This is a genomic window from Vreelandella vilamensis, from assembly GCF_031451755.1.
In the GTDB taxonomy this organism is placed as follows: domain Bacteria; phylum Pseudomonadota; class Gammaproteobacteria; order Pseudomonadales; family Halomonadaceae; genus Vreelandella; species Vreelandella vilamensis.
This window is the reverse complement of sequence record NZ_JARWAN010000028.1, coordinates 1-21,685: the sequence shown is the minus strand read 5'-3', so window position 1 is coordinate 21,685 and position 21,685 is coordinate 1. Positions and strand designations below refer to the sequence as shown.

11 protein-coding genes are annotated in these 21,685 nt (G+C 55.9%); 2 read left to right on the top strand and 9 right to left on the bottom strand.

Annotated elements, in window-relative coordinates; all coding sequences use genetic code 11:
- Window positions 1-20: 20 nt before the first annotated feature.
- The 7 genes from QC823_RS14245 to QC823_RS14215 form a co-directional block, all read right to left on the bottom strand.
- Window positions 21-5,525, bottom strand: a complete 5,505-nt coding sequence (locus QC823_RS14245; protein ID WP_309657014.1) for a hypothetical protein — start codon at window positions 5,523-5,525, stop codon at window positions 21-23.
- Entirely contained in the window at window positions 5,522-6,412 is an 891-nt protein-coding gene (locus QC823_RS14240; RefSeq protein WP_309657013.1) for a hypothetical protein, read from the bottom strand. The genes QC823_RS14245 and QC823_RS14240 overlap by 4 nt, the downstream gene beginning before the upstream one ends.
- A complete protein-coding gene (locus tag QC823_RS14235; protein WP_309657012.1) occupies window positions 6,409-8,865 on the bottom strand; it encodes a hypothetical protein in 2,457 nt (818 codons plus the stop codon). The genes QC823_RS14240 and QC823_RS14235 overlap by 4 nt, the downstream gene beginning before the upstream one ends.
- The gene (locus QC823_RS14230) at window positions 8,862-12,080 is read right to left on the bottom strand and encodes a poly-gamma-glutamate biosynthesis protein PgsC/CapC (protein WP_309657011.1); all 3,219 of its coding nucleotides are present in this window, start codon (window positions 12,078-12,080) and stop codon (window positions 8,862-8,864) included. The genes QC823_RS14235 and QC823_RS14230 overlap by 4 nt, the downstream gene beginning before the upstream one ends.
- The gene (locus QC823_RS14225; RefSeq protein ID WP_309657010.1) at window positions 12,077-12,463 is read right to left on the bottom strand and encodes a response regulator; all 387 of its coding nucleotides are present in this window, start codon (window positions 12,461-12,463) and stop codon (window positions 12,077-12,079) included. Before QC823_RS14225 ends, QC823_RS14230 begins: the two co-directional genes overlap by 4 nt.
- A gap of 75 nt (window positions 12,464-12,538) precedes the next feature.
- Window positions 12,539-12,925 (bottom strand): response regulator, encoded by a 387-nt coding sequence (locus QC823_RS14220; protein WP_309657009.1) that lies wholly within the window; start codon window positions 12,923-12,925, stop codon window positions 12,539-12,541.
- Window positions 12,918-15,563, bottom strand: coding sequence for a CHASE2 domain-containing protein (locus QC823_RS14215; protein WP_309657008.1), 2,646 nt, complete (start codon window positions 15,561-15,563; stop codon window positions 12,918-12,920). The genes QC823_RS14220 and QC823_RS14215 overlap by 8 nt, the downstream gene beginning before the upstream one ends.
- A gap of 242 nt (window positions 15,564-15,805) precedes the next feature.
- Here QC823_RS14215 and QC823_RS14210 point away from each other — a divergent pair, with 242 nt between their 5' ends.
- The gene (locus tag QC823_RS14210) at window positions 15,806-17,365 is read left to right on the top strand and encodes a GAF domain-containing sensor histidine kinase (protein ID WP_309657007.1); all 1,560 of its coding nucleotides are present in this window, start codon (window positions 15,806-15,808) and stop codon (window positions 17,363-17,365) included.
- 904 nt (window positions 17,366-18,269) lie between these two features.
- Here the strand turns inward: QC823_RS14210 and QC823_RS14200 are convergent.
- A complete protein-coding gene (locus QC823_RS14200; RefSeq protein WP_309657006.1) occupies window positions 18,270-18,509 on the bottom strand; it encodes a hypothetical protein in 240 nt (79 codons plus the stop codon).
- Between the two features lie 62 nt (window positions 18,510-18,571).
- Window positions 18,572-18,745, bottom strand: a complete 174-nt coding sequence (locus QC823_RS14195; protein ID WP_309657005.1) for a hypothetical protein — start codon at window positions 18,743-18,745, stop codon at window positions 18,572-18,574.
- 280 nt (window positions 18,746-19,025) lie between these two features.
- Here QC823_RS14195 and hsdR point away from each other — a divergent pair, with 280 nt between their 5' ends.
- Window positions 19,026-21,473 (top strand): EcoAI/FtnUII family type I restriction enzme subunit R, encoded by a 2,448-nt coding sequence (hsdR, locus tag QC823_RS14190; protein WP_309657004.1) that lies wholly within the window; start codon window positions 19,026-19,028, stop codon window positions 21,471-21,473.
- The last annotated feature ends 212 nt before the right edge of the window (window positions 21,474-21,685 follow it).

Sequence of the window (21,685 nt, the reverse complement as noted above, 5' to 3'; positions counted from 1 at the left end):
CTGTCCGGTTAGCCCTTGTCTTAGTCTTGCTTCACCATGAAGGTATCAACATATCCTAGGGCGTTTAAGTGCTGTCGCAGTGAGGCGACACCATGCGCATGGGTGCCCACCTGCACACGGTGAAAACCGCCGCCACTCACTAGACGAGTGGGCATATCCAGCTTTTGATCAAGCGTTTGCTGCAGTTCAAGTGCTGCAGCCTGAGTACTCAATGCCATCACCTGGATATAGCGATCCACGGCGTGCGTGACAGCAATATCGCCCCCATTTTGTAATGCTGGCACGTCCATTTCCTGTGGGCCCTGTGGCGTCAAGCGGTTGGTTTTCACACGCCCGCGCTGCTGAGCACGTCTCAGCGGCACAAATGCCATTTCATCCGGACGCTTAGCCGGGCTCAGACGCCCTTCGTTAGACTCGAACCCTAGATCCAGCCGGAAACCAAAGTCGCTGCGTTCGACGTCATAGTCCCCTTGCGCACTCAATGTCCAGGCATTGGTGCCACTATCAAAGCGCAGCAGATCAGCCCCCAAGAAGACTCGCTTTTGATCAGTGCTACTGCTGCGATCGCCATCATTAAAGTAACGCCGCCAACGTAAGCCCAACTCTCCAGAAACGGAACCAAATAGCTGCCTGGCGGAGGTAGAGACCTCCCCATAATCTGGGTCGAAGGGGTTGAGAGACTCATTGCTCACTAGCGCCCCTTCAAGGTAGATCCGTTGATCCAGATGGGGCGACCACGTGAGGCGATCAGAAAGTATCAGGCTTCGTCTGTGATCGTCTTTGTAGGGTGAGAAAATATCAGGGTCTATATCGCCGAGATTTATCAAAGTCTCCGAATCCAGGCTCAACCAGCGCTGATTCAGGGTAATCGCCGGCTCGTGCCGAAGTCGCGGCGTTAACCGGTAGGTTCGCTCAGCACTCCCCTGCAACCGCGCCGACCAATGATTGCTGCCATCAACGTCATCCACTCGGCCGGGCTGAAGGTAGGCTTCACCGAAAAAGCCAAGTTGCCAATCACTATTGTCGGGATAAAAATCTATCCACTGTTTGGCACCGACTACTTCCTGGCTGCCCTCAAGTTGACGCAAGAGTAGATCACTGCGGCTGAAGAGTCGTCTATCCGGCTGACGAAAACGATAGCTAACACCGGCTTCAAGAGCCGTTGTTCCCTGGATCGGCTCCACGTCGTCTTCGCTGCCGTCGATCCGCTCGACAAAGCCCAAGTAACCACCCCAGCTGTCCAGGCCAGCACCAGGCAGATAATGATCTTCCACACTCCATGCCAGCGGTGCGGTCGGTTCCGGTGGAGGCGCAGGCCCGCGAACAGGAACAGCAAGATTTGCCTTGACCATACTCGGCTCAAGTGGCACATCGACACTGGGCGACTGGCGCAGCACGTGCAAGCGGTAATAGCGATCCTCTTTACTTCCCGCCTCGAACGTTAGAGTTTGCCAGCCGGGCGCCACGAAACGGTAGGAGGTGGCGTCGCTATATAGCGACCATTCATTGACGCGCACCCAGGCAGGCCCCTTGATATAGAAGCTTGCTGGCTGATCTGGCGCGGCAATATGATAAGTGCGCGTTTCTTCCTCAAGTAGAGGTGTCCCGCTCTCGTCGCGAGTGAGCCGGGCGGTCACATACTGCTGCTGCCGGGGTTCTTTCAGCCGCAGCCGCAGGGCATGCTCTCCAGGCTGCAGATGGATCTGCTCGGTGATCTCTCGTTGTAGTAGACGAATCCGCCGAGGCTCGCGCTCATCCACTTGAATCATCACCTCAGCGGGAACTCTCGCCTCATGAGGCAAAACGCGCTGAGCGAGGTGCAATCTAACCGTCAGAGGTTCGGGTGTGTAAAGCTCTACGCCTTCAATACCTCTGCCGCTCAAGAACATGGCATTAGCGGCAATATCGGATAACAAGGCTTGGCGCACGCGTCTGAAGGGCGAATGCATCGGTTCTTGCAGTGGCAATTGACGCACCCCTGCACTCTCGAAGCTGCTGCTGATTCGTTCCCAGCGATAGCCTTGAAGCATGCTGTCGGCCAGTTGGCGAATAGCGGGCACCTTGGAATGCACCTCAGCCAACTGCGCCAGACGAGCACTCACCATTTCCCTGTTTTCAGGGGTTTGCTCAAGCTGCCAAATCAGCGCCACGGCAACGGCATAAGCATGTTCAGGCAAGACGGGCACACCAGAGCCGACCGCGATGTTGTCGACTTGTACCAGCTGGCTACCTTGCGGCCATTTTTCCGGCCCTGTCGTTCGTGCGACAACATCAACCTGCGTGGGAAACTCGAGTGCTTCAAGCGAATCCTGAAGGCTAACTGTATTCGCTTGGACAAGCTCGCGACTATAAAGCTGCGCTGCAGGCATGACCGTTAGTGGCTCAAGCTCGCCGTCAAGCACCTGAAAGTATTTGGGCAGCGGAGACGTCAGGAAATCATCTCTACTGGAAGACGCTTGAAGCAGGTCCTTCAAGCCCAAGGGCGTCACTGGCGGCAAGACCGCCCAAGGATTAACCGGCTGCCACTGCCAAAGCTGGGTCAGGTAGGCGTGACGCTGGGGACTGATACGGACACGATGAAGGCCAGGAGGCAATACCATCAATTTATCTTCGCTTGTCGCGGTGGCCATACCTTGATGGATCGACTGAAGGTAAGGGTTTTCCGCGCGACTCAAAATAGGCGACTTAAGTGTCATCGTCTTGCCCGCGTCATCAACAAGTTCTGCTGAAAGCCAGTCGAGCTCCTCAGTTTCACGGGCATCCGGCGCTACCCGACGTAGCTGAACACGCAGCACTGTAGGCCCCACCACCTCGACCTCTAGCGGCGCATCCTTGCTTGTGCGCGGTAAAGTAAGAGGCCTCTGTGTGACTTCGCTGAACAATGTCGCAAAGCCTTGAGCACGTTCAATCCGGCTATTCAGCGAGACCCAGTCAAAGGCTTGTTCTGACGACAATGACCAATCAAGCCAGCGCTCGATACCTGCCAGGCGCTGATCATGGTTCGGTTTTTTCAGCTGACGAGCAATGCCCTTGGCGGTACGCATGCGCTCCCTTCTCTTGCGTCCCTCTTCCCCGGCGTTTTGCCAGTGATCCATGGCCTGAGCGTCATTGCCCTCTCGGGCGGCCAGGTCACCTTGACGCAGTGCTTGTTTGGCGGCGCTTTGCTCGACGCCGTTCGCGCTCGCGTGCCAGCCAGCCTCCTCGGCTGCTTCTGGCAGCCATTCAGGGGTGGCCCCTTCATGATTGAGAAGCAATCCCAGCTGAGTCGCCCAGAGAGAATCTCCAGCACGGTGCAGCGCCTCACCCAGAGGGTCGAGAAGCGTTTTGTCGCCTTCGCGCAGATAACGGGCGGCCAGTAGGCGAACCTGGCTACCCCAACTCTGGGTGTTGGCGTAATCCCTCAACGTCTCATCAGTCGCTAGACGCTTGGCGGCTATATCACGCCCAAAGATCGCCGTGGCCAAGCGCTGACGACGAGCCAGATAGTGCTCACCGAGTTGCTCTAAAGCCTGCTGCGACAGTTGATAGGCCACCGGATGATGCCCGTAACCCGCTTGGCCGAGTATTTCCAATACGCTGACCCAGTTTTCGCGCTGTGCCTCTTTACTGGCTTTTGTTAAGCGCTCATCCAGATGGCTAACTGTCGTCTTCGATACTTCCGGTTTCTGGTCATCCAGATAGGCCGTCTGGGCAGCGTGCAGGTAACGCAGCATGGGATACCACTGATTCTCCAGCGCCTCTTCCGGCGTCGGGTCAAGTGTAAGAGGACTCGGCGCAGGGTTCATTACCGCCTCAAATACTCGGTGCAAGTGGGCAACACCCACGTCGGGCGCCTGTTCGAGCAGCGCACGATAAGCACTTTCACCGGCCTCAAAAGGCTGGCTTGCCCGGTACTGAAGCGCGACTGAGAGCGGCTGGCCACTCCAGACCCGCACTTCATCGACATCGGCAGGCAAAGGTAGCTCGGCGCTGGCAGCTGGCCAGTAATGTCCTGGTTCGCGGCTTGCAGTGAAATCCCCTCCCAGGGTCGGGTGCACCAACGCCTTCCCCGCTGCTTTTCTGTGTGACAGCACTGCATCCTCAGGTGTGGGAAGCATAACGCCCTTGGCAAGCGCCGATAGTCTGAGCCGCTGGGCCGGTGCATCGTCGAACTGCACCCAGAAATCGGCCTCATGATGCAGCAACCGCGCGACAGCAAGGCGCAACCTTGAAGGCCCTGCTCGCTTGGGCAGGGAGTAACGCAGTGGTTCTTTATTTAGTTCGACAAAAAGGCCCTGGCTCAGGCGCTCAAGCACCTCTTCTCCCAGGTAATAATCCTCGTCGGCCTCAATATCCAACGGGCTGGTAGTCGCGAACCAGGCCGTATGCATAGTCAGTGGAGCACCTTCAGGACGCGCACTGGCATCAGGAAAGAGAGTCCGAAAAAAACGTTGGTTACGCTCGATTTCCCCAGCAAGGGTCTGACTGGCGCTCTGTTGCTGTGCGCCAGGAAACGGACTCGACGCCTGATCGAGATGGTGTCGTTCCAGAAATCCAAGCGCAATATCGGCCGCACCATCGAGATGGTTGGACTGACGCAGGGCATCAACTTCTTCCAGCGTTTTATTATTGGCGCGCAAGGGATACTCGAGAAGCCCTTGGGTAAGCTCGGCCGTCGTCGGCTCAGGCTCATTGAAATCAAGAAAATAGTCTGCTTCGGCCTGTTCAACACGGGCAAAAAGCGCCAGTGAAGCCTTGAGATTGAGTCGGTGTCTCCCTTCAGGAATGGTTATATAGTGCCGATCCATGCCACCGTGAAAGCGCACGGTGCCTGCCTCCTGATAGAGTGAGCTCAACTGAGTGCGCTCAATGCTAATCTGTCGCCAGGCGCCTTCATTCAGGCGCCAGCTCAAGGCGTACTGCTGCTGTTTTGCTGCTTCAGCCGGCCGGCTGGACACGGCCAGCACGACCGGACCTTCCACCTCGAGTTCGGTCACCTCACCTTGTTCCAGACGCTGAACGTCACGCCGCTCGCCGTCATCATCAATCAGTTGGTCTGGCTCGAACACCGGCCTCGCGTGGGTTTCCTGATAGGTATCCGGTGCGTCCACGGGGTCGAGTGCGGCAACAAACAGCTGCCCGCGAAAATCCGTCTCGGCCTCTAGTTGGGCTCGCAAGGGCGATGGCTTGTCCTGGACGTGTAACCATTCATCGCCTTCACTGCTCGGCGTCCAGGATGCTTGCCACCAGAGCTCGCCATCACGAGAAAGCCAAAGCAAGGGTGGCGACTGGTCGTCATCCAACTGCAGGCGCAGATGGCCCTGTGCGCCAAGCTCGAAGGTGGCGATTTCGCCGGTATCGAGCCTTACTCGGCCGTTGCTTGAGTGATCCAGCCGTTGTGCGTCTTCCCAGAAGAGCCGCGGCGCCTGACTGGCGCGCTCACGCTCGGAGAGCGGATCTGAGGCGTAAGGGGATACATTGGGCAGGTTTTCGCCGATCGCACTCAGGGGCAACGCAGAGGCTAGAATCACGGCAAGCCATCTCATGATGAAGTCTCCGCTACACACTGGATAAGAATATTTCGGGCATCCTTGTCCCTGACCAAGCGCTTACGCAGATCGGGGTTAAGCTCCAAGTGCACGAATCCGTCAAAGTTGCGACGATGCAAGTCGGCAGCCAAGGTATTGGTAGTGGCGCCAAGTTCACGAACATCCCTTGGATAAAGCAGCGCGCGGATATCGAGCCGGTCGGCCAGGCACGCGGCCAGTTGCGCCAGTGCTCTGGAAGGGTAACGGGTGCCATCGCTTAATATTGCCTGGGCACTACGACCAGCATAACTGTCACGCTTGGCAGTGCTGAAACCATGCAACTGAAGTATGCGCCCTTCCGGATGTATATCAGCAAAGGCACGGCTTAGGGCATGGAGATAGCTATCACCAATATGTACAAGGTCGGTGTCGTCACTGTGGTAGCGATGAGTGGTGTTCCATGCCGCGGCCATGGCATCGCTTTCCAGAAAGAGCTGGCGCGCGAGAGTACCGGTTCGCAGGTCATAGTACTGGTGAGGCGCCTGAATCAGAAGCGGCGTACCACCTTCCGCACGGGCGGCAAATAAGCCACGCCCGTCGCGGGTGTCGGCCTGCTCAATCAGGGCGACGAAGCCAGGTTCCGCTAGCTCGACTGGCGCCAAGCCCAAGGTGTCGAAGCCAGGGGACTCAAAGCTATGCGCCGCTTCAAGGCGATCATCTGCAGCCAGCCAGTATCTGAACCCTGCCTGTGCTTGGCCGATACTTTTCGCATCGGGTATAGCGTAATCCTCGCTACGCACTTCTTCTAACAAGGCCTCAAGACTCAACGTCTCTGAGGAAGCAAGCGTTATCACGCTCGGAATCAGCAGCATTGCGGCCAGCAGGTAGCCATTGCTCTTTTTCATTGATCATCTTCCTCGTTGAAACCTCGCGTACGCAAATGTTGTCCCGGCAGTATCTCGTGAAAAACCACGTAGCCTGGCGCGCCGCTCTGAAGCGAAAACTCCACCTTAACTGGGCCATCAGCTATATCCGCACCAAGGTTGATCAAGATAGGTTGACCCTGAGAAAGTCGCCCATACTGCCGGTCCAGCACATGGCCCACCTCTGCTTCCTCGGTGGTGGGTACTATTTGGTAAAGCCGTTCAAGATGTGTCCATTCCTGAGCCGGTTCCTCTTTCAAAGCATCGGGCGTGATGCGTACGCGGACCGTGCTTGGCTCTCCGGCTTCGCCAAGGGAGTAAAAGCGTGCACCCACAAGCTGGCCATCCTCGCGTTTATCGACTGGATAGCGCAGCGCTTCGTCTTGAAGCCGGAACGCTATGCGGCGTAGATAGCCCGTCTCATCAGGGTAGCGGTAGTTGATAAACCAGGTTCCCGGGCTGTTGGCATCAAGTTCTACCTCATGCTGACCTGGGGAGACTGGCGGGAGGCTTATTTCGCCGCGCCTGCCAATCAACTCGTGTCGCACTGTCCTGCCGTCGATACGCAGGCGCAGGCTAAAGGGGGCTGACGCCTCGCGCAAATAAATAAGCTGCGGCTCGAGCCGGCGAGCGACGCCGGGGGCGTTGAATTCCACTATTTGAGTGCCCTGCTTGAGGGACTGAAAGTAGCCAGGAAGGCCCCTTGGGCGCAGGTTTTCCTCGCCCTGACGGGGGATCAATATCCGCGCGCCGCGAGCGGCAAGCTGGGGGTCAAGCGCTTCCCACTGGTAGCGTCCGGCCAGCAGTTCGGGATTGCGTCCGGGCGGGCGCGACTGGACATGCAGCACCAGGCTTTCCTCTATTTCCGGTGCGTCCAAGGAAGCTTCTTTCGTTGATGGCTCTGTTGCCGGTGGTTGCAAAATAAACCAGCTCGGTTGACCTGCATTATCGCCACGCCAAGCATAGTAATCCATCGGTACTCGAGTACGATGGGGCAGGTCATCGGGCCGGGTATAGGCATTAGCGAGCAACTGCTGCTGGCTTGTCACCTCAAGGTGAACCGCTTCAGGCGGCAAACGCAGATAGAAATTCGCCGGATCGGAAAGATCCGCCACTGGCTGGGTATCCGCAACCCGATCAATCATGGAAGGCACAACACTGGCCTCAAGCTTGCCCGCATCCACTACCTTGCCTTGGGCATTCAGCAGCCGGTACTCAGCTTGGATCCTCTTCTCTTGCGATAGGGTCTTCCCGCTACCGTGGGCGCGCAGGTCAAGGCGCAATGAGGTGCCGCTACTTTCACCTGGCAGAAATTGAAAATTCACCGCAAGCCCCGGCTGCACTTTCCAGACCCGCAGGTAGCGCGGCTCGGGCAGTGCGCTCTCCTCTTCGGGGGAGTCGAGGGGAATAATATCCAGCATTCCGGGCTGGTTCGGCGTGACTACCAAAAGCCCGGGAGAAAATGCGCGCTCCCCTGATGTGGGATCGCTATCAAGGCTTATCCGCTCTCTACTAGGCTGCTCAATTTGCTCGGTGACATGGCTAATCGCAAGCTCAATATCAAGCCCTTCGTCTACAAGGGGGATGAATTGGAGGCGGTAGCGCCCTTCTTCCTCGATAGGTAGAACGCCCAAGCGATCCGGACCGGCATAAAGACCGGGAGCTCTGGGCACGAGGTTCGGGTCCACGAAAGTCTCGGCACCCTGAATACTGAACAGGGTTCCTTGGGCAGGGCTAGTGCCCAACGGCCCCACCGGCTGCCACTGACGTTCTAGCAGGTTCAGCCTTTCTTGGCGGGTGAGCAGTTCTGGCGGGTAGATGACGCCCTGGGTCAAGCGCTCCTTCTGAACTTGGCTCAGCCGCTCCCAGGCAACCGATGCCTGCCGCTCGCTCATACGCTCTTCATAGTAGACTCGCACGGCGACGTTCTTAAGAGGCGCGGCAAGGGGCTGCAGGCGCAGACGCACGAAAGCGGTGCGTGGCAGTGCGTCCAGCTGCATGTTGAAGGATTGTCCGACGGCTACAGCAAGCGCCTGGTCGGAATAGAGATTGCGCGCAACCGGTATGCCATCCTTATAAAGCGGTTGAGGGATTCGGGTTTCTTGGGTATAGCGGCCCTCGTGTAGCAGCCTTAGATCATTATCAAGGAGCTGGTATTTCAAAACATAGCGCAGCGGGGCTTCCTTTTTGGCTTCAGAATGGGCGCCAGCATGAGTCAAGACACGCAGCCTTGCGGCCTGGTTGATGATCGGAAAAGTCAGCCAGCCATCCTCGGGCAGAAAATAAACCGGCGAGGGTCGCGCTTCCAAATCAAGCTGTTGGATGATATCCGGTGCGGAGGCTGGCACCTGAAACAGCGAACGCAGGGGCTGGTAAAAAAACGCTGCTACAATAGCAAATAGCAACAATAGCAGCAGACGGCCAAGTAGCCTCATTGCTCGCTCCCCGCACGCAGTAGAAAAGCCCTTTGGTCTATGAAGCGTTCGAGTTCTGCAGCCTGCAGGCTATTCGGCGCCAGATCGATGATCTCCTGGCTCAGAGGGTTCAGGTTAGCAATCGCTAAAATCGAGCGAGCTTCATCCACGTCAGTCACCAACAAAAATGCCTGGCGGGATTCGGGATCCATCACACGAACGAGGTGATAACCCCGGCGCTGCAGTGAGCGCAGGGCGACAATATCGCCGGTTTCCACGTGATGTTGCAAAAGTGACGCGATACTCTTCGGCAACGGCGCCGGCGAAAGTGCATACCGTTCGATTTGTTCAGCTAACGGGCTATCGAGAGTATCGATTTCTAGGGCCTGAAACTGCAGGTTTTGCTGGCGGTCATCGGCGGCAAGTTCGAAAGCGCGCCGACTTGAAGGTGCGATCCAGACAGTTGCAAAATCTGTGTTGCGAGTGGCCGCCAGATAACGGGTCTGGGCACTACTGCCCACCTCGTAGCCAGCAGTGGCCTCTCCTCCAAGAACCTCCTCAGGGGCAAGTCCCATAACCTTGAGTGTGCTGCGCAACCGTTCACGTAATGGCATCGGCACGGCTTCGGGGCGCAGACCATCCGTAAAGGCCAAAAGGCTTTGCGCCTGTATGCTCGCTTTCTCCCCCATACCACGCACCTGAGTGACAAGTAGCGGCGCGCTGCCCGCTTCACGCACCAGTACCTGATGCATGAGATTGAACAAGCTGCGCTGGTTGCGCGGATTCAGCACATCCGCTCCCCCTGCTGGGTCGAGAAAAGGGTGGCTGCCAGCGATCAAAAGTGCGCGAGCCTCGAGGTTCTGGAACAGCATGGTGCCGACCTCCAAGGTATTACGCTCGTAACGCGGTCGTGGCACTTGGACAAACTGAGAGGATGCCCTTGCGATAGGGATGACGATAGTGCCCCAAGACTGAGAAGGCGTAGCATCCTGGGTATTTTCCAGAATCAGATAATGTTGATTGCGCGAGCGGTCGTGAAAACGAGTAATGCGATAGCCAAGCCCTCGGGCCAAGTCATTGAGGTAGCGCAATTCATTCAGCACTTCTTCGGTCCATGTTCGCTGGGCACCGCTCGCCGCAAGTTCAATCAGAGGGCTTAGCACTTCGAGATCAAAAAACAGCAACTCATCGAGACTTGGCTGGCGAAAATCTAAGCCCGTCGCATCGCGGATCAGGGCGGTCCTTTCCAGCAGGTAGTCACTCAAAGCGCCCTCGCGACTCACCAGAGGTGTCGGCGAGACTCCTTGACTGTGACTACGAGCCAGCAAGGGGCGTAGTGAGTCCGGGTTGAGGTAGAGCTCGGCAAACCCTGAGCGGGTGCGCTCACGCTGGACATTGGGGATAGTGGGCTCGTCCCAGCGTACGACAAGCTCGCCGAGCATGGCCTCGAGAGGCTGCAGCCCTAGACCTTCGGGGAGTTGCTGCTTCACCAGCAACTGGCTTGGCATGGCGAGCAGGTTCGACGTTCCTGGTGTGCGGCCACCCAGCAATTCGCGGGCCGCTGTCCGAGTAATCAGCCGCACCTGAAGAACATTGCGCGGGCCAAAGGTTTGATGAAACTGATGAAAGAAACTGCCGGGATTGCGCGTCACATCGATGTTATTAGCGGTGCTTTCACGCGGGCGCAGACTACTCAAGGCAAGGGCGGCGGCCTTTTGTTCGCGAAAAAGCGCAAGGCCCGCTTCAGTGATGCCTCGTTCGCCAATGGCCGCGGGTATTTCCACCACCAGGCGACTTTCGGGTTGGGTATCGATGACGAAGATTCCCCACCCACGCGGGGTGCCTATTTCGCTCAAAACGAGGTAGCGCCCTTCGGCTCTTGAAATGGTGTAACCAAGCTCTTGTAGTCCGCGCTGAGCCTGCTCCAGCTGTTCCGCATCGCCCACGTCGCGGTAACGTTTGAGAGCCACAAGAGCCGCCTGAAAGCGAGCGAGCTCGGCGCCGCTGGGCTGCGGCAGATTTTCACGTCCAACTACGCCATAGTCGATCACTCGCTGGCGCAGGAGTAAATCGCCAATCGTTGCCTCGGTGGGCGGCGCCATCACTAGGGGCTCACTATCGACGACGGCCTCGTCGATCAGTTTTGCCGGAATAAAGCTCAGTGCAAACCCCACAAAACTCGCCACTACCACGGCAGTGAGCGAAGTTTGCAGGGTAGCACGCGTTACCCGAATGCCAATGTCCTTGTCGTGGATCTTGAGCGCAAGCAGCGTCGAGATAAGATAGCCAAAGGCAAAGAAATCGGTGACTTTGACCCAGGGCGCGAAAAACTCAAAACCGTAACCGAGCAGGAGCTTGTAGACGAAGCCAACGCTGAAAAAGAAAAACAGCTTGCGCGCGCCCGAGAGGTTGATATTGGCAAAAAACGGTAGTTTGAGCAGCAGGTGCACGGCGGTCAAAATCACAGCCACTTCAGCGAAGGTAAGCAGCAGTTTGGTCGGCTGATACCACTGCAGCGCCAACAGCGAGGGAATTAAAATACCGTTGAATTCCCAAGCGTAGTGCAAGTTCATGCGTGAGGCGATGAAGGCCGTGGTCAGCAATATAATGTAAGCTTTGGGGCTGGCGAGAATCGAGCTTGCCACGTCCTCGTAAAGGTAGTTCAGGTTCGCGACCGAGAAGTTGGTCAACTCCATTAGGCCAAAGCGCACCAAGCCGAAAGTCGCGGCGAGGGTGACCAACAGCCAGAAGGTGCCGCGCACAATCCCGGGCTTCCAGAAGTTGTTGGCGATCAGGGCGACAATGATCAGGCCAAAGCTGTGCAGGTTGTTGGCGTAGTCGAACTCGAGACCAAAATTCGAATCGAGAAAGGCTCCAAGTCCTGGCAGCCAATAGGCATCGAAAACCACCCGTACAATGACGCTTGTCAGCACCAAGGCAAAGAAGCGATCACGACCAAAGAAGTCGGCAAGGCCCAGATAGCGTGCGCCAAGCGTCGAGAAAGCTTGAACTACGAGATAGGTCACCATGCCCTCGCCGATGATTACCGCTACGCTCCAGGGTTTTATCAGCAAAAGCGGTACCAGATAACCGGGCACCACAAGGCCCGCCAGGCTCCAACCAAAGCGCAGGTTCAAGAAGGCGACAACAGCCATTCCCACCCAAACGGTGGTAATGACCGAGCTTGCAAGACTGCCCTCGGGAAAGATGTGAAAAGGCAGTAAATCCCAACTCATTCTCCCAAAAGCCCCCGCACCAAGGCGTCAAGGGCCTGGATATTGAGGGGTTTATGGGCCACGGCATCGGCACCGGCGGCCTTGAGCTCTTCTTCGAGTTCCGGCCGCACAGTACCTGTGAGCATCATAATGGGATTTGTGATCTTCTGTTCGTCGCGAAGCCAGCGCAGCAGGTATTCGCCGTCGAGTTCCGGCATCCATAAATCAAGAATAAAGAGATCGGGTAACGGCCCGGTTGTGACTTCGTCCATGGCTTTCTTGGCGCTGAGGAAATGCCTAACATCAAAACCAGCCCGTTTCAGCACAAAAACGAGAATCTGCGCCACAATGGGATCGTCATCGACGAGGAGAATGTATTTATTTATCGTCTGTGAATTAGTCATCTAGCGAAAACCCCGGTAGTAGTAGCTTAAACGCATGCCCTCGTGTAAAGATTTGAAAAGGCAGTAAATCCCAACTCATTTTTCCAAAAGCCCCCGCACCAAGGCGTCAAGGGCCTGGATATCGAGGGGTTTGTGGGCCACTGCATCGGCGCCGGCGGCCTTGAGTTCTTCTTCGAGTCCTGGCCGGACGGTACCCGTGAGCATCATGATTGGCCGATCGATTTTCTGCTCCTCTCGAAGCCAGCGCAGCAGGTATTCGCCGTCGAGTTCCGGCATCCATAAATCAAGGATAAAGAGATCGGGTAGCGACCCGGTTGTGACTTCGTCCATGGCTTTCTTGGTACTGGGGGCATGCCTAACGTCAAAGCCAGCCCGCTTCAGCACAAAACCAAGAAGCTGCGCCACATCGGCATCGTCATCAACGAGGAGAATGTATTTATTTATCGTCTTTGAATTAGTCATCTAGCGAAAACCCCGGTAGTCGTAATTCAAAACGTATGCCCTCGCCGATGGCAGTCGTCGCACTCAGCTCACCGCCCCAGAGAGTCACCTGATTCACGGCCTGCTTTAACCGATGCATGGAGAGGGTAGTGTCATGTGCTGACCCCACCATGGCGGCCCGTAGCCGTTCTTTTGGCATACCATAGCCGGTATTTTCGAAGATAAAGGACGTCCAGAAGACGTTGCCTTCGTGGCGCTCTTCAAGTTTTAAGCGCACTACCCCATCGGCGGTTGTGTCATCGGCAAGCACGGCGACAACGGCATCCAGCGTATTCTCGATCTGGGTCACATCCACCCGCACAAAGGCGTTAAAGGGGGGCCGCTCGAGTTCAAAGGTTAGTTCGCGATTAGCCAGGTGACGCTCCCAGCGCTGAGCCAGGTCTTCGGCCAGTGCGGTGACGTTGACCGGAAAATCAGATAACCGGCTGATATCCCGCACTGCGTTGGTAATACTCTGGGAACGTGTCAGTGTGTGCGACATCTGCTGCAGCTTGCTCTCGATAAGCTCACTAAAAGCCTTTTTATCTGCCATAGCCACATCCTCTTGGCGGCCAAGTTCGGCGGCCAAAAGTGCAGCCTCTAGCTGATTGCGCAGCTCCGCGCTGACTTTATTGTTGAGCTCGTCTTTCAGCCGTTCCAGGCGTACAAGATGGGTGACATCCACAAGTTCAAGCAGAAAACCGTATATCCGAAAGGGTGATGTGGGCGTGCTTGATGCTTCCGCCTCAGCACTCTTCAGTGGCCGCACGTTAAGCGAAAAAGCTCCTTTTACGCCAGGCAGATTAGCAGCAAAAGTCAGGCTCTCATCGGTCAGCACCATATGCTGAAGATGTTCCCGTGCAGTCGCAAGAGGCATTCCGCCGAGGGTTGCGATGGCATCGGCGGCGGTCATGGTAAAGACGGAGAGGCCCGAACGCCTAACCAGTTCCTCCATCTTGCGATTAACCTGCATCACCTGGCCAAAAAGGTCATAGAGAATAGTGCTAGTGTGAAGCGAGTTGAATACGTTCTCTAAAAGCGCAAGCCTTCGCTCGAATAGCTTCGATACCTCGCTTAGGGATTCGTACTCGGACTCCAACGACTCGAGACGCACCAGCCGCTTCCATGGGCTGGCCTCACTGTGCTGGCGAGCTTGCCACAGCTGGCGCTGATACAGAAGCTCGCCGATCTGATTGCTAAAGTCTCGCAACAGAGAGAGAAACAGCGGGTTATTCTTGAGGGTTTCCTCGGCCACTTCCCCGCTCAAAAAACCCAAGAGCTGACCATTAAACTCCAAAGGCACCATAAACTGACGGCTGCCCGATGCCGGATTCTTCAAAAACGTATTGGAGAGCACGATGGGTCCACCTTCTTCAAGGGCGGTCGAGTAAGGCGTACGCTCGAAGTCACGGCGACGCTCGTCGATATCCTCAATGGAACAGCGGTAGGCCTTCACCTCTCGTAGATGCTTAGCGCTGCCCTGGCGCTCAAGCAGAATGGCGCGGTCAAGATTTAGTATCTGGGTGGTAAGCAGGATGATCTGCCCCCAGGGTTCCTGGCTGGCGTTAAACTCCTCAGGAAGCAGGCGTTCTTGCAGGCGACTGCTACTGGCCCGTAGAAGCTTACGCACAGTCGCCGATTCGCGATGTCGCTCGCGCCGGGAGAGCAAAAACCAAAGCAGCAGATGGAAGGCCATTAGCTCGGCAACCGGCAAAAAGATACCTAAAAGGTGTAAAGAGAACCAGCCGGAGGTCAGCAGTATAAGAATACCACCGATAGAGACACTCAGGGAGTGGCGCACCCCCAGACGAAAATAAAGCAACACCGAGATGCCTAAAATACCAAGTGACAGCAGCAAGTTCTGCCACCAACTGGTGGCTTGAAGGGGCTGCCCTCGGAGCAGGGTATCTACTGCATAACCGGCATACACCAGCCGAGACACATTGGCTTCCTCCGGCAAGGGAGTGAGCAGCGCAGGGTTGGTGGGATCAATACTTCGACCCACCAGCACCACTCGACCACCGACCAGATCGCGTGTGAGATCCCCTCGAAACACCCGTTCAGCCTGAACCGCCGGCAGGTAATTCATCCCCGGTCGAAAATCGATCAGAAAGGAATTCTCAACGAGAATGGTATCATTAGCCTTACTCGCCACCACTGCCTCAGTACTGTGATAACGCTCACCATCGTCGATCACTTGCGGGCGATGAACACCCAGGCTATCGAGGGCTTGCGAGGGAGGAAGCGTCAGAACCCGATTAGTGCCCGCGGTTTGTGCCGCCGTCTGGCCAATCACCACGCCTGACTCTCGCAGACTTTCAAGCTGTGTATTGGAGAGCTCAGCGGGTTCGTGCAGAAAGCCTATGCTCGCGGGGTCAAACTGCTCAAGACGCTCAACCAGTGCCCGCCACTGCGCTGGCTGGCCCTGCGCAAAGTCGGCCTCCACCAATAGCACCTGGGGCACGGGTCTCTCCCCCAGATTGAGGTGGTGAAACTGCCAGTGCATCCAAGCATTGGGCAACTGGAAAACGCCCAGGGCACTTGCCAGCCAAACGGCCGCGAGAGTGATTAAAGCTATCCAGGGGCCAGCAAGACGCCTGTTCAAAGGAGCCTGAAGCATATCAACAACCGGGTTAAGGGGCTTATGGCACTCCTTTGCCATCAAATATGGATGAAAAGCGTGGAAATGCACATTTAATAACTGATCTTAGCATTATAACCAAGTGCCTTTATACCCGGCCCATCAACGCAATGCTTGCCAGGCTGTTGGGTAAAACCCCATGTCTACGTTAGAGCTTCTACAATGGTTAGACTGCCAATGTTCGGTCATCATTGATACGCTATCAATTTGGGAATTTTGTTATGCAAACGCCGCCCCTACCCGCCAATGAAGCTGCAAGGCTTTCCAGCCTTGCCGATCACTACATCCTCGACACACCCAGTGAGCCGGTATTTGATGCCGTCACTACGCTAGCGGCGAAGATTTGCAATACTCCTTATGCTTTCATTGCTTTGATTGACTCCCGTCGTCAGTGGTTCAAATCCACTTACGGCATGGACCTTCAAATGTCACCGCGCGAGGAGAGCTTTTGTGGCCATGCCATTCTTAGTGAAGAACTCATGGAAGTGCCGGATGCTACAAAGGACCCACGCTTTCACGACAATCCCTTCGTTGAAAGCGACTTTCATGCCCGCTTCTATGCCGGCAAACCCCTCCACAGCGCCGACGGCCAAGCCCTGGGCACCCTATGCGTGATGGACCGCAAGCCACGGCAGCTGGAGCAAGAGCAAACCGAGGCCATCGATGCGCTGGCTCAACTGGTCGAGACATTGCTCCAGACCCGGCGGCAAGAAGCGAAATTCGCTTGGCTAGGCTCGGTACTTGATGCCATGTCGGAAGAAGTAGCACTGTTTGATATGGACAGCCTGCGCTATGTCTATGCCAACACCAGCGCCCTTGAGGAGATTGGTACCGACCTTAATACTCTGAAAGAGTCGACACCTATAGACATGATGCCAGAACTCGACCAAGAAGCACTTGAGTCGCTGCTTAGGCCTTTGCGAAATGGCGAGAAAGACATCGTGATCAGCGAACAGATGCGCCGACGCAAAGGAGGGCTTCTCTATCCGGTGGAGATTCGCCTTCAAATCATCAAAACTGGCGTACCCGTCTTCGCCAGCGTGGTGCGCGATATCAGTGAGCGCAAGGCCATTGAGCGTGCCCAACGGGAGCTCATCTCTACAGTGAGCCATGAGCTGCGCACGCCCTTGGGCTCCATCGACGGCGCGCTTTCGGTGATCACCTCCGGCATGGCGGGACCTGTGCCCGAGCCGGTTGCAGAGATGGCCTCGCTTGCCCAGCGCAACAGCCAGCGCTTGGTACGGCTGGTCACGGAGTTTCTCGATCTTGAGAAAGCGGAGCTTGGCCGGGTCGACTTTAAGCTACAGCCGCTGGATCTCGCCGAGGTGCTGAACGAAGCCCTGGAAACCAACCAGGGATTCGCCCACAAGCACGGAGTTCGTCTTGAGCCTGGCGAGGTGGCGCCGGTGGCCGTGCTTGCCGACCCGGACCGTTTGCAGCAAGTGCTAACTAACCTATTGTCCAACGCCATCAAGTTTTCTCCTGAAGACGAAGCGGTCAGGCTCGAGGCACACTACCTCGAAGAAGGCCATGACGATGGAGAATGGGTGCGGATCAGCGTCATTGATCGCGGGCCCGGTATTCCTGAAGAATTCAGACCCTACCTCTTTGAAAAATTCAGCCAAGCTCAGAGCAATGATTCAAAAAGGCCAGGCACCGGGCTTGGATTAGCCTTAGTGAAAGCCTATTCCGAGGGGATGGGAGGACAAGTGCATTTCACGTCGAAAGAACAAGTGGGTACAACCTTCCATGTGGATTTACCAATAGAAAGAAAAGGTTAGCGGCGAGGAAATCAAGTTCCTGACCGAATTGACCAGCAGAAATGCCCTCGCCCACCAGTGGCGGCGCAGACGAAAGCGCATCGCTAAACAACTGCCACCGGACGCAGGATGACGCGTGCACGCCGCCACAGACAAGTTTTCATCATGGTGGTACGAGGACAGCATGTGCTTTTCAGATTCAGCGAGAAGTCACACTGCGAGGCCAGCAGCGAATGAATACGAGCATAGGGCAGCAGTTGGTACTGAGATAGATAGACGACATGGGCCTTGAGACGCGGACCGTACTGTATCGGGTGCTGCACCCCGTCGGGAAATGGTGCCTAGTGCGCCCCTTGGGCAGCGTTCGACGATCAACAGACAGCGTAACGACCTCGTCGGGATCATCGACGGGCGCCAATGTCGTCCCTTCATGGCCTGGCTGAACGCCGAGTTTGCGCTCACCGGTCCGCCATCAGCTTGACCAGCAGCATCAGCAGCAGTACGCAGCGACGGCAACGTCGACACCGTGTCGTCTTCCTTGAGCTGCTGCCTGACCCGTTCCAGGGCCTCGTCGACGTTGATATAGCTGATGGTCATGCTACCTGATGAGACAGTTGCCGAATGACATTACTATGCCAGAAAAAACAGCAGGCTGGCGATTACAGCCTGGAACCTGCTGAATAGTTACGTTTTATGTAGGTATGTCAATTCTCGCGTTTTGAGGGCCTAGATAGCGGGTTATTTATAAGAAACTATTAGAAAGGCATTGAACATACATAAGGGGCTTCTAAAAGGCTGCTTTGGGTCGTGTGCAGCCAAAGGCTAAGGCAGAGCATGGAGCAATATCTATCACGGTCAACGGCTACCTTGGTCGCGAAAATAGTTGTCTTTGGCTACCAGCCCAAACTCGTCGCCTGCATTCAAATCACCAGGACAGCCATCTTCGCTGAATAGGTGTTGCACGCGACGCTCTTGTTTGAAGTATGCCAACGTGCTGAAGAAGCAGCAATTCGTAGCGTTCGCCGTCGTGTTGGCTGCCATAGCCCCAATGCGCTTGCAGTGTGGCGAATTCTAGTCCGCCGCCTGCTACGCCAGTTGAGGTGAGACATACATCGCATACCACGTCGGTGACCGCATCAACTTCGACTTTTTCAGTAACTTTCATGTTTCTCTTCCCCTCGACAGCCAATCGTTTCGGCTGGCTTACATGGTATGCGTGATGCGTCTCTAAGTACGACGCTTCATCTCTTCATCTCCGGGAGTGTCGTACGTCAGATATTCCTGCTGCAGTGCTTCCCAGTCGTCGACGCCAACAGGCTCGAAGGGTGCCTTATATTCGTGGACCGAGCCCTTGAGCCGTTGGAGGGGGTGATCATGGGCTTGTTGATCATTTGATGGCATATCGTGTCCACCTTATCCGCACACACGTTGGGTAGCCATAAGCTAGCTTCCAGAATATTCATTCACCTTAGTCGACCCCTTACGCCTGTATTACGGCTTAGATGTCTCGTCTGCTGTCATCAGGCTCAATTTGACTTACACAATGGCTCCTTGCCAAAAAAGAGGTGTGGCTTGATCAGCTAGCCTGCCCAATCCAGCCTAGTACAGGATGCTTAAATTGACTGAGTATCGTAAGCTTGGGTAATCAACGCCCAACCCGCTAGAAAAGCAGGATGCTGCCATGGATAAGAAGGCTCTTAGCGAACGCGATATTTGCACCAAGTTCATCACACCGGCGCTGAAGGGGTCGGGGTGGGATATTCAGACCCAGATACGCGAAGAAGTGACCTTTACCGCAGGGCGCATCATTGTGCGGGGGCGGCTGCATACGCGGGGAAAAAAGCGCCGGGCAGATTACCTGCTGAGCTATCAGAAAAACCAACCGATTGCCGTGATCGAAGCGAAGGATAACGGCCACAGCCTTGGGGATGGCATGCAGCAGGCGCTGGCCTACAGCGATGCATTAGACGTGCCCTTTGTGTTCTCCAGCAATGGCGATGGGTTTTTGTTTCACGACCGCACGGGCCTTGGTGAACAAACCGAAACCACGCTCATGCTGGCCGAATTTCCTTCCCCTGAAACGCTTTGGGAGCGCTACTGCCATTACAAAGGCATCCAACCAAGCGCCCGCCCTGTTGTTGAGCAGCCCTACTATGATGACGGCAGTGGCCGTTCGCCGCGCTACTACCAGCGGGTGGCGATCAACCGTACCGTTGAGGCGGTGGCTCGTGGGCAGAACCGCATCCTGCTGGTGATGGCCACCGGTACCGGCAAAACCTTCACCGCCTTCCAGATAATCTGGCGGCTGTGGAAGGCCAAGCAAAAGAAACGCATCCTGTTTCTCGCTGATCGGAACATCCTGGTTGACCAGACCAAGAACAATGACTTCAAACCCTTCGGCCAGGCAATGACCAAGGTCACTAACCGTACGGTGGACTCGTCTTACGAAATTTATCTATCGCTTTATCAGGCGGTGACCGGCAGCGAAGAAGCGCAAAATATCTACAAGCAGTTTTCGCCGGATTTCTTCGATCTGGTGGTCATTGATGAGTGCCACCGGGGCAGCGCTGCGGAAGACTCCGCTTGGCGTAAAATTCTGGATTATTTCAGCGCGGCGACCCACATCGGCCTGACCGCTACGCCGAAGGAGACCAAAGAGGTCTCCAACATCGATTACTTCGGTGCGCCGCTCTATACTTACTCGCTCAAGCAGGGCATCGAAGACGGCTTTCTCGCGCCTTATAAAGTGGTGCGGGTGGATATTGATAAAGACCTGCAGGGGTGGCGCCCCAGCAAAGGGCAAGTCGACAAGCATGGGCAAGAGATTGAAGACCGCATCTATAACCAGAAGGATTTTGACAAACAGTTGGTGCTGGAAAAGCGCACCATATTGGTGGCCCGCAAGATTACCGAACTGCTAGAAAGCACTGATCCTTTTCAAAAAACCATCGTCTTCTGCGAGGATATCGACCATGCCGAGCGCATGCGCCAAGCGTTGGTCAACCTCAACCCCAAGCGAGTGGCCGAAAACCGTAAGTACGTGATGCGCATTACCGGTGACGAGCAGGAAGGTAAGGCAGAAATTTATAATTTCACCAATCCAGAAGCTCGCTACCCAGTGATTGCCACCACCAGCAAACTGCTAACCACTGGCGTGGATGCCCAAACCTGCAAGCTGATTGTGCTCGACCAGCGCATCCAGTCGATGACCGAGTTCAAGCAGATTATTGGCCGTGGCACGCGCATTAACGACGATTACCACAAACACTGGTTCACCATCCTCGACTTCAAAAAAGCCACCGAACTGTTTGCTGACCCCAAGTTCGACGGGGAGCCGGTTCAGGTGTATCAGCCTCGCTCGGACGACGCCCCTATTGCGCCCGAGGATGAGCAGTCAGATCCTTATGGCGCAGAAGACGAGAGCATGGAAGATGATGAAGCGGCCACTGAGGGCGTCGAGAGCGATAGGGGTGACTATGAGGTCGAGGAAGATGCGACCTGGGAAACAGATGATCCCCATGGCCCCAGCACCACTGAGGGGCCGGAGCCACAGCGCAAATACGTGGTGGATGACGTGGAGGTGAATGTCATCGCTGAGCGGGTACAATATCTCGACGCGAACGGCGACCTGATCACCGAAAGCCTGCGCGACTACACGCGCAAACAGGTGAAGGCGCAGTTTGCTTCCTTGGACGATTTTCTGCGCCGCTGGCAAGATGCTGATCGCAAGCAGGCAATCCTTGATGAGTTGGCCGAGGAAGGTATTTTCTGGGATGCGCTGGTAGAGGAACTGGGCCAGAAGTGGGGCGAAGCGCCCGACCCCTTTGATGTGATCTGCCATATCGCGTTCGACCGCCCGCCACTCACGCGCCGCGAGCGTGCCGAACAGGTCAAGAAACGCGATATTTTCAACCGCTACGAAGGCCAAGCCCGTCAGGTGCTGGAATCGCTAGTGGATAAATACGCCGATGCCGGGATTGCCCCGATAGAAGACCCCAAAGTGCTGACATTGGCACCCTTTAGCCAGATGGGTGCGCCGATGGAACTTGTTCGGGCATTTGGCGGCAAGCCCGGTTATCAGCGCGCCCTTCACGAACTAGAAGACGCGCTTTACCAAACTCCCGCCTAATACGGCGCTTATTTCCCCGTTGCTGCCTACCGCCTTGCGCGATGGGTGGCAACGATCACGTTGACGGATAACGATTCATCATGGCGATTAGTACCACGATTAAATCCATTCAAGACATCATCCCGCCTCATTCATCGCGGCGGTGGTAGCGCCATTATTGAGCGCTTTATGTCTGCATGGTGGATGCGTTGAGGCTATCTAACGTCTTACCG

Excerpts from the sequence above, each read along its gene's own strand:
- QC823_RS14215 (WP_309657008.1), bottom strand. The coding sequence starts at position 15,563 with ATGCTTCAGGCTCCTTTGAACAGGCGTCTTGCTGGCCCCTGGATAGCT.
- QC823_RS14225 (WP_309657010.1), bottom strand. The coding sequence starts at position 12,463 with ATGACTAATTCACAGACGATAAATAAATACATTCTCCTCGTCGATGAC.
- QC823_RS14240 (WP_309657013.1), bottom strand. The coding sequence starts at position 6,412 with ATGAAAAAGAGCAATGGCTACCTGCTGGCCGCAATGCTGCTGATTCCG.
- QC823_RS14210 (WP_309657007.1), top strand. The coding sequence starts at position 15,806 with ATGCAAACGCCGCCCCTACCCGCCAATGAAGCTGCAAGGCTTTCCAGC.
- QC823_RS14200 (WP_309657006.1), bottom strand. The coding sequence starts at position 18,509 with ATGAAAGTTACTGAAAAAGTCGAAGTTGATGCGGTCACCGACGTGGTA.
- QC823_RS14195 (WP_309657005.1), bottom strand. The coding sequence starts at position 18,745 with ATGCCATCAAATGATCAACAAGCCCATGATCACCCCCTCCAACGGCTC.
- hsdR (WP_309657004.1), top strand. The coding sequence starts at position 19,026 with ATGGATAAGAAGGCTCTTAGCGAACGCGATATTTGCACCAAGTTCATC.
- QC823_RS14220 (WP_309657009.1), bottom strand. The coding sequence starts at position 12,925 with ATGACTAATTCAAAGACGATAAATAAATACATTCTCCTCGTTGATGAC.
- QC823_RS14230 (WP_309657011.1), bottom strand. The coding sequence starts at position 12,080 with ATGAGTTGGGATTTACTGCCTTTTCACATCTTTCCCGAGGGCAGTCTT.
- QC823_RS14235 (WP_309657012.1), bottom strand. The coding sequence starts at position 8,865 with ATGAGGCTACTTGGCCGTCTGCTGCTATTGTTGCTATTTGCTATTGTA.
- QC823_RS14245 (WP_309657014.1), bottom strand. The coding sequence starts at position 5,525 with ATGAGATGGCTTGCCGTGATTCTAGCCTCTGCGTTGCCCCTGAGTGCG.